Annotated in this window: 9 protein-coding genes; 6 read left to right on the top strand and 3 right to left on the bottom strand. The window is 70.6% G+C overall.

All coding sequences use genetic code 11. The annotated features are described in order from the left end of the window. The first annotated feature begins 2 nt into the window (after positions 1-2). The 3 genes from DVR07_RS20195 to DVR07_RS20185 all read left to right on the top strand — a co-directional run bounded on the left by DVR07_RS20195 (position 3) and on the right by DVR07_RS20185 (position 5,753). Positions 3-1,589 carry an acetolactate synthase large subunit gene (locus DVR07_RS20195; protein WP_115799117.1) on the top strand — a complete coding sequence of 529 codons (1,587 nt, stop codon included), beginning with the start codon at positions 3-5 and terminating at the stop codon, positions 1,587-1,589. Positions 1,590-1,705: 116 nt separating this feature from the next. Next, on the top strand, positions 1,706-4,597 hold the full coding sequence (locus DVR07_RS20190; RefSeq protein ID WP_162829651.1) for a PAS domain S-box protein: 2,892 nt from the start codon (positions 1,706-1,708) through the stop codon (positions 4,595-4,597). A gap of 85 nt (positions 4,598-4,682) precedes the next feature. Beyond that, the gene (locus DVR07_RS20185; RefSeq protein WP_115799115.1) at positions 4,683-5,753 is read left to right on the top strand and encodes a halocyanin domain-containing protein; all 1,071 of its coding nucleotides are present in this window, start codon (positions 4,683-4,685) and stop codon (positions 5,751-5,753) included. A gap of 25 nt (positions 5,754-5,778) precedes the next feature. Here the strand turns inward: DVR07_RS20185 and DVR07_RS20180 are convergent, their stop codons facing one another. Then, complete coding sequence (locus DVR07_RS20180) at positions 5,779-7,182, bottom strand: NAD-dependent succinate-semialdehyde dehydrogenase (protein ID WP_115799114.1); 1,404 nt, start codon at positions 7,180-7,182, stop codon at positions 5,779-5,781. 302 nt (positions 7,183-7,484) lie between these two features. On the opposite strand from DVR07_RS20180, the gene DVR07_RS20175 reads away from it, so the two are divergent. The 3 genes from DVR07_RS20175 to DVR07_RS20165 all read left to right on the top strand — a co-directional run bounded on the left by DVR07_RS20175 (position 7,485) and on the right by DVR07_RS20165 (position 11,585). After that, entirely contained in the window at positions 7,485-9,605 is a 2,121-nt protein-coding gene (locus tag DVR07_RS20175; RefSeq protein WP_162829650.1) for a DUF7827 domain-containing protein, read from the top strand. 181 nt (positions 9,606-9,786) lie between these two features. Continuing rightward, the gene (locus tag DVR07_RS20170; RefSeq protein ID WP_115799112.1) at positions 9,787-11,166 is read left to right on the top strand and encodes an MmgE/PrpD family protein; all 1,380 of its coding nucleotides are present in this window, start codon (positions 9,787-9,789) and stop codon (positions 11,164-11,166) included. A gap of 86 nt (positions 11,167-11,252) precedes the next feature. Further along, complete coding sequence (locus DVR07_RS20165) at positions 11,253-11,585, top strand: CGCGG family putative rSAM-modified RiPP protein (protein ID WP_115799111.1); 333 nt, start codon at positions 11,253-11,255, stop codon at positions 11,583-11,585. Positions 11,586-11,622: 37 nt separating this feature from the next. Here the strand turns inward: DVR07_RS20165 and DVR07_RS22260 are convergent, their stop codons facing one another. Together DVR07_RS22260 and DVR07_RS20160 are read right to left on the bottom strand one after the other, a co-directional pair. Then, on the bottom strand, positions 11,623-11,766 hold the full coding sequence (locus tag DVR07_RS22260) for a hypothetical protein (protein ID WP_165881777.1): 144 nt from the start codon (positions 11,764-11,766) through the stop codon (positions 11,623-11,625). Positions 11,767-11,837: 71 nt separating this feature from the next. Next, complete coding sequence (locus DVR07_RS20160) at positions 11,838-13,265, bottom strand: FAD-dependent oxidoreductase (RefSeq protein WP_115799110.1); 1,428 nt, start codon at positions 13,263-13,265, stop codon at positions 11,838-11,840. Positions 13,266-13,336: the final 71 nt, after the last annotated feature.

Genomic DNA, 13,336 nt, shown 5'->3' with positions numbered 1-13,336 from the left:
GTATGAACACCGCAGAAGTGCTCGTCGCGGGGCTGGAGTCGGAGGGCGTCGAGTACGTGTTCGGCCTGCCCGGCGAGGAGAACGAGGCGACCATGTTCGCGCTCCGGGACTCCGAGCTCACCTTCGTCCCGGTGCGCCACGAGCAGGGCGCGGCCTTCATGGCCGACGTGTGGGGCCGGCTCACCGGCGACGCGGGGGTGTGCCTCTCGACGCTCGGGCCGGGCGCGACCAACCTCCTGACCGGGGTGGCCGACGCCAACCTCGACAAGGCGCCGCTGGTGGCGATAACGGGCCAGGGCGGTCTCGAGAGCCTCCACAAGGAGAGCCACCAGACCCTCGACGTGGTCGACATGTTCGAGCCGGTGACCAAGTGGAACGCCCAGATCTCGGACCCGGGCATCGTCCACGAGTCGGTCCGGAAGGCGTTCAAGACCGCCGAGTACGAGAAGCCCGGCGCGACCCACCTCGAACTCCCCGAGGACGTCGCCTACGAGGACTGCGAGGTCCGACCGATGGAGGAGCGGAGCCGGGTCCGGCGGCCCGAACCCGACGTCCCGTCGCTCGACCGGGTCCGGGACCTGCTCGCGGACGCCGACCGCCCCATCGTCATCGCGGGCAACGGCGCGGTCCGGACCGACGCCAGCGACGAGCTCCGGGAGTTCGTCCGGGCGTACGACCTCCCGGTCGCGGCCACCTACATGGGCAAGGGTGCGGTCCCGGACGACGACGAGCACTCGCTGCTGACCCTCGACTCGGGCGAGCACGAGGAGGCCTCCGACGCCATCGACTCGGCCGACCTCGTGATAACCGTCGGCTACGACATCGCCGAGCACGACCCCGCCGACTGGAACCCCACCGGCGAGACCACCGTCGTCCACGTCGACAGCGAGCCCGCCGAGGTGTACGAGCACTACGACCCGGACGTGGAGGTGGTCTCGGACATCGCGGCGGCCGTCCGGGAGCTCGACGCCACCTGCGACGAGATCGGCGCGGCCTTCGAGACCGACTGGTACGACGACCTGCGCGAGCACATCCTCGCGGACGTGACGCCCGACCCCGACGAGGGCGACCCCTTCACCGTCAAGCGGGTGCTGCCCGCGCTCCGGGACGCGATGGACGCCGACGACGTGCTGCTCTCGGACGTGGGCAGCCACAAGATGGCCATCGCCCAGAACTTCGTGACCTACGAGCCCAACACCTGCATCATCTCCAACGGGCTGGCCTCGATGGGCATCTCGGTGCCCGGCGGGCTGGCGGCCGACCTCGCGGTCGACGCGAACGTCGTGGCCGCCACCGGCGACGGCGGGTTCATGATGAACGCGGCCGAACTCGAGACCGCGACCCGGCTGGGCTGTGGCTACACCGTCCTGCTGTTCCGCGACGACGAGTACGGGCTCATCACCGAGGAGCAGGTCGAGCACCGCGGCGAGCACTTCGGGACCGAGCTCGGCAATCCGGACTTCCAGACGTTCGCCGAGAGCTTCGGCATCGAGGCCTACCGGCCCGCCGATTGGCGCGAACTCGACGACGCGCTGGCTGCCGCGATTCCGAGCAACGAGATGTCACTGGTCGAAGTTGTCGTCGAGTAAGACGTTCGACCCCGTCGGGATTCGGGGCCCTCGGTGTCCGGGACGGTCGAACGCCGGCCGAAATTACGGAGTCGGTTCCAGTGGATTCTTAATCGATGCCCGCCTCCGGGTGTACCGTGCAGTCTCCGGGGGACTCAGACCCGGCGACGTCCGCTCCGTTCCGGGTGCTCGCGGTCGGAGAGCTCCCGCCCGGGGCGGACGAGGGGGTCGACGCGCTCGAATCGGACGCCGCGGACGTGACCGTCGAACGCGTTTCGACGGCCAGCGGCGCGCTCGACCGCCTCGAACGCGCCGAGGTGGCCTGCGTCGTCGCCGCGGCGTCGCTTCCCGACGCTGACGCGACCGCGTTCCTCGACGGCGTCCGCGCGGCGGCGCCGGACGCGCAGTTCGTCGCCGTGAGCGAGACGGACGACGCCGACCTGGCGGCGGCGGTGCTGGCCCGCGACGGCACCGACTTCGTCCACTGGCGGGGCGCGCCCTACCAGCGCCGCCAGCTGGTCCGACGGGTCGAGAACTGCGTCGGGCGCTACCGGGCCGAGCGCGCGCGGGCCCGAGCGACCGCGTCGTTCGACGCCGGCGCCGGTGACCCGGCCGAAATCGATCGCCGGGGATCCGAGGCCGACTCCGAGCTCGGGGACGACCTCGTCGGGGCCGCCCTGGACGCGCTCCCGGACGTCTTCTTCGTGCTCGACGCGCAGGGCCGGCTGGTCCGGTGGAACGACCGGGCCAACGCGGTGACCGGGTACGCCGACGACGAACTCGCGGGCCGCGACCCGACCGACTTCTTCGCCGACGGGGCCGCCGACCGGATCGCCGAGGCCATCGGGCGGGTGTTCGAGGAGGGCAGCGCCAGGGTGGAGGCGCCGCTCGCGACCGACGACGACGCCGAAATCCCCCACGAGTTCACCGGCGCCCTGATGACCGACGACGACGGCGCTCCGGTGGGTATCGCGGGCATCGGCCGGGACGTCACCGATCGAAGGCGCCGGGAGGCCGAGCTCGAGGCCTCGCGCGAGCAGTACCGGAAGCTGGTCGACACCGCGCCCGACGCCGTCTTCATCGTCGACGGCGACACCGGCGTTATCGTCGACACCAACGAGGCCGCCGAGGAGCTCCTCGGCAAGTCCCGCGAGGAGATCGTCGGGATGCACCAGACCGACCTCCACCCGGCCGACGAGGCCGACCGCTACCGGCGGCTGTTCGAGGAGCACGTCCGGGCCGGCGGCGTAGTGCGGGACGACGGGGAGAACTACGTCGTCGACGCCGAGGGACGCGAGATCCCGGTCGAAATCAGCGCGGGCATCACCGAGATCGGCGACCGGACGCTCAACCAGGCGGTGTTCCGGGACGTCACCGAGCGCCGGCGCCGCGAGGAGACGCTGGCGACGCTCCGGTCGGTCACCCGCGACCTGATGGCAGCCGAGACCAAGGCCGAGATCTGCGACGTGGCGGTCTCGACGGCCCGCGACATCCTCGGCCTCCGGGTCTGCGGGGTCCATCTGCTCGACCAGGCCGACCGCGCGCTGCGACCGATCGCCGCGACGACCGAGGCCGAGGAGCTGTTCGACGGTGTACCGAGCTTCCCGGAGGGCGAGGGGCTCGCCTGGCGGGTCTACGAGTCGGGAGCGCCCGAGCTCTACGAGTCGGTCGCCGACCGCGAGGGCGCCTACAACCCGGAGACGCCGATCGAGACCGAGATGATCCTCCCGCTGGGCCCCCACGGCGTGCTCACGGCCGGGTCGACCGTGAGCGAGCGGCTCACCGAGGCGGACCTCGACCTCGCGAAGATACTCGCGGCCAACACCGAGGCCGCGCTCGACCGGGCCGACCGCGAGCAGACCATCGAGCGCCAGCGCGACCAGCTCCAGGCCGAGCTCGACGAGGTGTTCGAGCGCATCGACGACGGGTTCGTCGCGCTCGACGACGAGTGGCGGTTCGTCCACGCCAACAAGCAGGCCCGGCGGCTGCTCGGCACGGACGGGACCGACCCGGTCGGCGACGTCGTCTGGGACGCGCTGCCGGAACTCCGGGAGTCGGAGGTGCGCGAGGCGTTCCGGCGGGCGGCCGAGTCCCAGGAGCCGGTTTCCCGCGAGGAGTACGTCGAGGCGTTCGAGGCGTGGTTCGAGTTCCACGCCTACCCCTCCGAGAGCGGGCTGTCGGTGTACTTCCGGGACATCTCCGACCGGAAGCGCCGGGAGACCCAGCTCGAGCGCCAGAACGAGCGGCTCGAATCGTTCGCCAGCATGCTGGCCCACGAGCTGCGCAACCCCCTCTCCATCGCCCAGATCTACGTCTCGAGCGCGGCCGACGGCGACGAGACCGCGTTCGAGCAGGTCGAGGACGCGCTCGACCGGATGGACGACATGATCGACATCCTGCTGGTCATGACGCGGGGGTCGGACGCGACCATCGACCGCGAACCGGTCGACCTCTCGGCGACCGCGACCGAGGTGTGGAGCGAACTCGCGACCGGCGACGCTCGGCTCCGGGTCGAGACCGACCGCGTCGTGGAGGCCGCGGGGAGCCACGTCCAGCACCTGCTGGAGAACCTGTTCAAGAACGCCGTCGAACACGGTTCGACAAACCGTCGGCCACAGGCCGACGACGTTCATCAGACGGAGTCTGATGCAGCCCATCAGAAATCGAAGATTTCTGAGGACGCCGTGGAACATGGTTCCACGAGCCCTCGTTCGCAGGCTCACGAGGACGCCGTCGAGCATAGCTCGACTGGTTCGGACTCCCCGAGTCAGGAGGAGAACGACCCCCTGACCGTCCGGGTCGGCGACCTGCCCTCGGGATTCTACGTCGAGGACGACGGCCCCGGCATCCCGGAGGCCGAGCGCGACCGCGTGTTCGAGGCGGGCTACACCACGAACGCCGCCGGAATCGGGCTCGGCCTGACGTTCATCTCCCAGCTCGCGGAGATCTACGACTGGGACTGCCGGCTCACCGAGAGCGAGGCGGGCGGCGCGCGCTTCGAGTTCCGCTCCGTGACGGTCTTGGAGTAGGGGCCGAACATGTTCGCGCGGATTACCGCGAGACGGGAACCGGAGGGGGTTTATAACGCCCACTGGCCGGAACCTCCAGGTACCGATGAACTCCGATACCTCGCGCTCCGGCGGCGCACTGGACCGACGAACGTTCCTGAAGGGCGCGGCGGGCGTGGCCGGCGCGGCTGCGGTCGGCGCCGGGGCCGCCACCCCCGCGGCGGCCCAGTCGGCCTTCGGCGGGTGGTTCGAGGGCGTCTCGAACTACGACGGGGTGGTCGACGAGACCGGCGAGTCCGAGGTCACCGTCGAGGTGGGCGCGGCCGGCAACAACGGCAACTTCGCGTTCGGGCCGGCGGCGGTCCGCGTCGACCCCGGGACGACGGTCGTCTGGAAGTGGACCGGGAAGGGCGGCAGTCACAACGTGGTCGCCGAGGACGGCTCGTTCGAGAGCCAGATGACCGGGAGCACGGATCACACCTTCGAGCAGAAATTCTCGGAGAAGGGCGTCGTCAAGTACGCCTGCACTCCCCACAAGGCGATGGGGATGAAGGGCGCGGTCGTGGTCGGAACCGAAGCGGCCGCCGCCGCGCCCACCTCCTCCGGGTCGTCGTCCGGGGAGTCCGCGTCCTCGGGCTCCGGCGACTCGGGCAGCGGGGACGTCGCGAGCGGCTTCGGTTCCTGGTTCGACGACGTCTCGAACTACGAGGGCGTCGTCGACGGGACCGGCCGGTCCGAAGTGACGATCACGGTCGGCGCGAAGGGAAACAACGGCAACTTCGCGTTCGGACCGGCGGCGGTCCGGGTCGACCCGGGCACGACGGTCGTCTGGAAGTGGACCGGGAAGGGCGGCAGCCACAACGTGGTCGCGGAGGACGGTTCGTTCGAGAGCGAGTCGTCGGGCAGCGCGGGCCACACCTTCGAGCAGACGTTCGACGAGGCCGGCATCAGGAAGTACGCCTGCACCCCGCACAAGGCGATGGGGATGAAGGGCGCGGTCGTGGTCGGCGACGAGGCCGCGTCCGACGAGCCGACGGCCGGGTCGCTCGGCGGTGGCGGCTCCGGCGGGTCGGACCTCGAGGACACCCTGACGGTCGGGCTGGGCGGCGCGCTGGTAGTCGGCCTGCTCGGCCTCCCGGTCGCCGAGATGCGCAAGCGCCGGCGGGACTCGAAGTAGGTTCGCCCCGAGCCTCGCAGCGGGCCTACTCTATCGTGACGTCGACGTTCTCCTCGCTCGCGTCGGCCTCCTGGACCCACATCGTTTTCTTGTTCACGAACTCCTCGATGCCGTGCTCGGCCAGCTCGCGGCCGTATCCTGAGTCCTTGACGCCGCCGAACGGGACCCGCGGGTCGGACTTCACGAGCTGGTTGACGAAGGTCATCCCCGCGTCGATGCGGTGGGCGACCCGCTCGCCCCGGTCGAGGTCGGTGGTCCAGACCGACGCGCCGAGCCCGAGGTGGGTGTCGTTGGCGACCTCGACGGCCTCCGCCTCGTCCTCGACCTCGAAGACGGCGGCGGCCGGGCCGAACACCTCCTCGCAGGCGGCCACCGAGTCCCTGGGCACGTCGGTCAGCACGGTCGGCGGGTAGTAGAACCCGTCTCGGTCGAGCGGTTCCCCGCCGAGTTCGAGGGTCGCCCCCTCGTCGACGGTCTGGCTGACCTGGTCGTGGAGGGTCTCCAGCAGGTCCTCGCGGGCCTGCGGCCCGAGGTCGGTGTCGTCGTCGGTCGGGTCGCCCACGGTCAGGTCGTCCATCTCCGCGACGAACTGCTCGACGAACTCGTCGTACACGTCGGCGTGGACGACGAAACGCTTGGCCGCGATGCACGACTGGCCGGCGTTGAGCGTCCGGGCCCGAGCGCCGACCCGGGCGGCCGCGTCGAGGTCGGCGTCGTCGAGCACCACGAACGGGTCCGAGCCGCCGAGTTCGAGCACCGACTTCTTGAGGTTCTGACCGGCGGTCTCGGCCACCGACCGACCCGCCCGGGCGCTCCCGGTCAGCGTGACCGCCTGGAGCCGGTCGTCCTCGACGACCTGCTCGGCCCGGTCGGAGTGGATGATGAGCGACTGGAAGACGTCCTCGGGGTAGCCCGCCTCCTTGAAGACGTCCTGTATGGCCTCGGCGCAGCCCGGCACGTTCGAGGCGTGCTTGAGCAGCCCGACGTTGCCCGCGGTGAGGTGGGGCGCCGCGAACCGGAACACCTGCCAGAACGGGAAGTTCCACGGCATGACCGCCAGGATGGGGCCCAGCGGCTCGTAGGAGACGTACGTCTCGGCGTGGGCCGGGCCCGGCCGGCGCTCGTCCTGGAGGTGCTCTGCCGCGTTCTCGGCGTAGTAGTCGCAGACCCACGCGCACTTCTCGACCTCCGAGCGGGCCGACGACAGGGGCTTGCCCATCTCCCGGGTCATCAGTTCGGCGTACTCGTCGGCGTTCTCCCGGAGCACGTCGCCGGCGTTGGCCAGCAACTGCTGGCGCTTCCGGATGGGCACGTCCTTCCATTCGTCGAAGGTCTCGACTGCTGCGTCGAGCGCCGCGTCGACGTCCTCCTCGGAGTCGTCCGGCACCGGTTCGAGCGCCTCGCCGGTCGCGGGATTGGTGCGGTCCATGACGTGCGCGCTACGTCGCCCAGGGGGTTGTAGCTTCGGGCGCAGCGGGTCGGCGGTCCTCCCATCCTCGCCGTTCCCGAGTCCGCTGTTCGTTCCGTCGACTCCGGACGTTCTCGCTGGCTGATGTGAACGCCGTGCCGTCCGTCCGACCCGGCAGATTGCGCCCCGTTCGCGGGGCTAGGCACTCTTTGTTCGCGGGCAAGCCCACCGTACCGTCACAAGATACTTATCGGATTTCGCCGAAGTCCCCACGAGACCCGCACGATTCGGGGGGAGACGACCGTGCGGGGGTGGGGAAATCCATGACACGAACACGTACGAGTGTACTTCTGACAGCACTGCTCGTCGTCAGCGCGACGGCGGCGGGCGTGACCGGCGCAGCGATGTCTAACTATCGGGCCCAGGACGACGGCCTCGACGAGGTGGCCGTCGACTCCGGCGAGACGTTCTGGCAGGGGCAGTTCCTCCAGTTCTCGGCCAACGAGACCAACGCGAGCGAGGTCTGGGAGATCCGCCGCGTGCAGGACGGCGAGATCGGCCCGCTCGCCACCCAGGTGCTGCTCGACGCCACCGGGTCGGCGACGTTCTCGACCGGGCCGCCGGGCGAGTACGTCATCGTCGACGCGAACGGCCGGCCCGTGGTCGTCCAGGACGGTTCGGTCCAGGGCGTCGGTAGCGTGAGCGAGGCCAGCTTCGAGGTGGCCCAGCAGACGCTCAACGCCACCTTCGCCGACGAGACCGTGGTCAACGACGACAGCGAGAACTCGCAGACCGACCTCCGGCTCCAATCGAACCGGGCGGACTACAACTTCTCGCTCCAGTCCGACCAGCTGAGCGCGTCCGAACTGGCCGAGATCTTCCCCGACGTCGAGGTCCAGAACGACCGCGCGGTCTCCACCCGGACCGCGAGCGACGACGGGCTCTTCGACGCCAGCTTCACCGACGTCGAGCCGGGCACCTACAACGTCACGGTGGTCGCGGCCGGCGGTAACACGCAGGACACCGCCACCGTCACCGTGGTCGAGCCGGTCGAGGGCACGGCGTCGCTCTCGAACGGGACCTTCACCGAACAGCGCGGCGACGTGGTCGAGTTCAACGTCACCTTCGACGGCGCCGAGCAGGCCACGGTCACCCTCGGTTCGCAGGACGTCGGCTACGAGTCGCGGTTCACCGTCGCCGACGTCGACGGCGACGGCGTCGCGACCGTTCGGTTCAACAGTTACCTGGCCGGCATCTCGCCCGACTCGCCGGGCATCTCGGTCGTCGGCGAGGACAACTACACCGACTTCGAGCTGCTGACCGACCCGACGCCCGGCCGGCTCGACGCCGCGACCTACCCGATCCAGGTGTCGGTGGGCCAGACCCGGACCGCCGTCGGGTCCATCGCGCTGAGCGAGCGCTCGACCGGCGGCATCCAGGTGTGGACCGCGCCCGACGCCGCCGACGTCGACAGCGTCTCCGGCCTGGCCGAGGTCGCCACGCAGGACCAGGACGTCGCCTACCAGGACTGGGCGGTCGTGGAGGTCCAGGCCTCGGGCCTGTACGGTTACGTCCAGAACATCTCGGACCTCGACAACAACGAGACCGGGGTCTCGATGAACGTGACCCGGCTCGGCGAGATCAACGTGCCCGACGAACAGGTGCCGCTCCAGCAGGGCCGGCTGTTCGTCGACGAGTCGGGCGACCGGTTCTTCTTCGTCGTCGACTCGAACGCGCTCGAAGCGAACGCGACCTACCACGCGACGTTCAACCTCACGGCGGCCAACCCCTACGTCGAACCCGGCAACGAGACGTCGCTGGAGACCAACTTCACCGTGGTTCCGCGGGACGCCTCGTTCGACCAACCGGTCGAGGTCCCGCCGTCGAGCGACGCGACCATCTCCGGTAACAGCACCCTCGCGCCCGGCTCGGAGCTGACCGTCGAGGCCGCGAACGTCGACGACAACCCGTTCCTCAAGCGCCAGACCGCGACTGTCTCCGAGGACGGGACGTGGGAGGCGACGTTCGACTTCTCGGACGTGCCCGCCGACACGAACTTCACGGCGTCCATCACCGAACTCGACGTCAACGCGACCGGTCAGGTGGTCGGCGAGGGCGCCGGCGCCGCGGCGGCTGAACAGACCACGACTGCGGCGGCCCAGCAGACCACCGCGGCCGAGGAGACCCCCGCAGCCGGCGACGAGGAGGAGACGACGGCCGCCGACGGCGGGGCGGAGACCACCGCGGCTGACGGCGCCGCGGCCGAGGAGACCGCGACCGAGATGGGTGCGGAGACGACCGCGGCCGCCGATGACGCTGCGGCCGAGGAGACGACCACGACGGTCGAGGCCAACGCGCCCGCGCCCGGCTTCGGGCCCGTGGCCGCACTGCTGGGTCTGGCCGTCCTGCTCGCGGGCGGCGCGCTCGCGACCCGGCGGCGCTGACCCCGGGGCTCGACCGCCCGCTGTCTGAGGACAGTATGCGGGCATGCGGCCGGAGACGGCCGCTCCGCGGCTCGAGAAGTCACTTCTCTGCGCTCGTAATCCGGCCTTACCGCCGGGACGACTCGCGTTTCCGGCTGAACGCACGGCCCGTTTTTTGGCCTGCGGGGTCCCAACCCGCGCCATGACGACGACCGCCGACATCGCCGACTTCGCGCTCGGCCTCGAGTACGAGGACCTGCGCGAGGAGACGGTCGACGAACTCCAAAAGCGCGTGCTCGACTCGGTCGGCATCGCGGTCGCCGCGATGGACGAGGAACCGGTCGGCGTCGTGGGCGACACCGTCGCGGAGTTCGGCGGCGAGGGGTGCTCGCTGTGGGGCGGCGGCAGTTCGCAAGACTCCGAACCCGCCCCGGCCGCCGCGACCGCGTCGCCGCCCGACGCGACGATGTACAACACTGCCCTCGTGCGCTACCTCGACTACATGGACTCGTTCCTCGCGCCGGGCGAGACGCCCCACCCGAGCGACAACATCGCCGCGATTGTGGCGTGCGGCGAGTACCGGGACGCCTCGGGTGCCGACCTGCTCGCGGCGATCGGCGTCGCCTACGAGGTCCAGGCCGCGCTGGCGTGGAACGCGCCGGTCCGGGACCGCGGCTGGGACCACGTGACCCACACCGTGATTTCCGCTGCTACCGGCGCCGGGAAGATGCTGGAACTCGACCGCGAACAGCTCCGGTCGGCCATCGGTATCGCGGGCACCGCGCACAACGCGCTCCGGGTGACCCGGACCGAGGGGATCTCCGAGTGGAAGGGCGTCGCGTCGGCCAACGCCGCCCGGAACGCGGTGTACTCGGCGTTCCTCGCCAAGAACGGGATGGCGGGGCCGACGAACCTCTTCGAGGGCCGGAAGGGGTGGAAGCAGACCGTCTCGGGCGAGTTCCGGGCCGAGTTCACGCCGGCCGAGCGGGTCCACGACGTGATGACCAAGAAGTACGTCGCCGAGACCTACGCCCAGTCGGCGGTCGAGGGCATCATCGAAATCGCCGAGCGCGAGGCCATCGACCCCGACGAGATCGAGAAGATCCGGCTCGACACCTTCGCGGGCGCGAAGCTCATCATCGGCGGCGGCGAGGGGAGCCGCTACGAGGTCGAGACCAAGGCCCAGGCCGACCACTCGCTGCCGTACATGCTGGCGGCCGCGCTGGTCGACCGCGAACTCACCAACGCCCAGTACGCCCCCGAGCGCATCCGGGGCGACGACGTCCAGGAGCTCCTCCGGAAGGTGGAGGTCTCGGAGGACGACGAGCTCACGGCCAGGTTCGAGGAGGGCGAGATGCCCGCGGTCGTCGCGGTCGAGACGGCCGACGGGACGACCTACCTGGTCGAGAAGGACCAGTTCGAGGGCCACCCGAACGACCCGATGTCCTGGGACGAGATCGAGCGCAAGTTCCACGAGACCGCCGGGACGCGCTACGACGCGAACCGCCGCGACGAGATAATCGGGGCGGTGCGCTCGCTGGACGAGCGCGACGTGTCGGACCTGGTCGGCCTGCTGGACTGATGGCGGGCGGCACTCGGGCGACCCGGACGTCCGACCCGAACACGTTCGGGACAACCCCTTCTCGGGAGTCCGGCCTCCTTTCGAACATGGAGACCACAAGCGACGACCGCGAGCACGACGCGGACCTGGACAGCGACGTCGAGCCCATCACCGACCGCGTCCACGACAACTCCTGGTCGGCGAACCTGGAGCAACCCCACCACGCCGAGAGTCGAGACCTCGTGGTCCGGCAGGCCGGGACCGCGGTCGAGCACACGACCGCCGGCAACCACGTCAACCTCGTCACCCACGGCGACCACGGCCACCCGGAGACGTACCTCTACGACGCGCTCCGGGAGGCGTTCGGCGACGACGTCTCGTGGGAGTACGTCGAGCAGTGCGGCTGCGGCGGCCACGTCACCCGGGTCCACGTCGAGTAGCGCCCTCGTTCACCGGGAGCGGTTCTGCCCCCGTCGCTCACTGCCGGACGTACAGCATCGCGATGCCCACCACGAGGAACAGGATTCCCCACCACATGGAGTCCCACGGGAGGACCTTCAGCAGGAGCGTGACGATGCCGGACGTGACGAGCGACCAGCCCAGCGTGGTCTGATAGGTCATGGGAGACGTACGGCGCACGGACAGTTAGGCTCGTGGGTAGCCGCGGTCCGGCGGTCGGTGTGATTCTCCGGTCACTCCATCTCGTCGCCCAGCGCCTTCGCCGCCAGCAGCACCGGGTCCCAGACCGGGCCGAACGGCGGCGCGTACCCGAAGTCGAGGCGGCCGACCTCCTCGACCGTCAGGCCGGCGTGGAGCGCCGTCGCGGCAGAGTTGATGCGGTGGGCCGCGCCCTCCGCGCCGACCATGCTCGCGCCGAGCAGCCGACCCGAACCGGCGTCAGCGGTGGCGTGGACGACGATGCGCGACCAGCCGGGGTAGTAGTGGGCCCGCGTGATGGTCGTGATGGTCGTCGACACCGGCTCGAACCCGGCGTCGCGAGCCTGCTCGTCGTCGAGCCCGGTCCGCGCCACTTCGAGGTCGAACGCCTTCATCACGCCCGTCCCGACGATGCCGCCCGTGGGCGTGGGTCTGCCCGCGACCGTGCGCCCGACCGCGCGACCGGCGCGGTTGGCCGCGAGCGCGTACGGCCAGCGCACCCGCTCGCCGGTGAGCAGGTGGCGCTTCTCTGCGCAGTCGCCCGCGGCGTATATCCGGTCGTCGCCGGTCCGGCCGTACTCGTCGGTCCGTATCGCGCCGGTCTCGCCCAGCTCGACGCCCGCGGACGCCGCGAGGTCGGCGTTGGGCTCCACGCCCACGTCGCAGAGCACGGCGGCCACCTCGATGCGCTCGTCGCCGGTCTCGACCGCCTCGACCCGACCGCCCTCCCCCGCCAGTCGCTCCACGGACGCGTCGAGGTGGAGCTGAACGCCCTGCTCGCGCAGGTGGTCGGTCACCGTCTCGGCAACGTCCGGCCCGAACGCCGGCAGCACCCGGGGCCCTTGCTCGACCAAGTGGACCTCGAACCCCTGCGAGGAGAACGCCTCGGCCATCTCGACGCCGATCTTGTTCGCGCCGACGACCGCGACGACCTCGGCGTCGGTCTCGCGCAGGTGCGAGCGCAGTTTCTCGCCGTAGCCGGACCCCTCGGTCGGATTCGCGGGGGTATCGGCGTCCCCCTCGTGGAGGACGTAGCTCCGGAGCGCTCGGCCGGCTTCGAGGTTCCGGACCGCGAACACGCCGTCGAGGTCGGTGCCGGGCGCGTCGGGGAGCGCGGCCCGGCCGCCGGTCGCGAGCAGCAGGTCGTCGTACGACGCCTCGTAGCGCTCCGCGCCGCGCTCGACCGTGACGGTCCGGGCGTCGGGGTCCACGTCGACGACCTCCTCGTGTCTGCGGAGGTCGATGCCCCGTTCCTCGACGAACTTCCGGGGTTCGACCACCTGGAGGTCCTCGACGTCGGCGATCTCGCCCTTGACGTAGTAGAGGATGCCGCAGGCGCCGTAGGACACCCAGTCGCCGCGCTCGAACACCACGACCTCCCGGTCGGGGTCGTCGCGCTTGGCCTTCCCCGCCGCGCTCATCCCCGCCGCGTCGCCCCCGACCACGAGAAATCGGTCGCTCATCTGTCGACTGTGGTTCTACGGCGCGACACAAAGCGGTTGGGTCGACCGGAGGACCGACCGGAGACGGAGTC

Origin of the sequence: Halorussus rarus (assembly GCF_003369835.1) — an archaeon.
GTDB lineage: Archaea > Halobacteriota > Halobacteria > Halobacteriales > Haladaptataceae > Halorussus > Halorussus rarus.
The sequence above is the reverse complement of the archived record's forward strand: the minus strand, read 5'-3'. Positions and strand labels throughout refer to the sequence as shown.

What these genes read in the sequence shown, in the direction of transcription:
- DVR07_RS20195 (WP_115799117.1), top strand. Translation starts at nt 3, where the DNA reads ATGAACACCGCAGAAGTGCTCGTCGCGGGGCTGGAGTCGGAGGGCGTC.
- DVR07_RS20180 (WP_115799114.1), bottom strand. Translation starts at nt 7,182, where the DNA reads ATGGACCGCACCAATCCCGCGACCGGCGAGGCGCTCGAACCGGTGCCG.
- DVR07_RS20165 (WP_115799111.1), top strand. Translation starts at nt 11,253, where the DNA reads ATGGAGACCACAAGCGACGACCGCGAGCACGACGCGGACCTGGACAGC.
- DVR07_RS22260 (WP_165881777.1), bottom strand. Translation starts at nt 11,766, where the DNA reads ATGACCTATCAGACCACGCTGGGCTGGTCGCTCGTCACGTCCGGCATC.
- DVR07_RS20170 (WP_115799112.1), top strand. Translation starts at nt 9,787, where the DNA reads ATGACGACGACCGCCGACATCGCCGACTTCGCGCTCGGCCTCGAGTAC.
- DVR07_RS20185 (WP_115799115.1), top strand. Translation starts at nt 4,683, where the DNA reads ATGAACTCCGATACCTCGCGCTCCGGCGGCGCACTGGACCGACGAACG.
- DVR07_RS20175 (WP_162829650.1), top strand. Translation starts at nt 7,485, where the DNA reads ATGACACGAACACGTACGAGTGTACTTCTGACAGCACTGCTCGTCGTC.
- DVR07_RS20160 (WP_115799110.1), bottom strand. Translation starts at nt 13,265, where the DNA reads ATGAGCGACCGATTTCTCGTGGTCGGGGGCGACGCGGCGGGGATGAGC.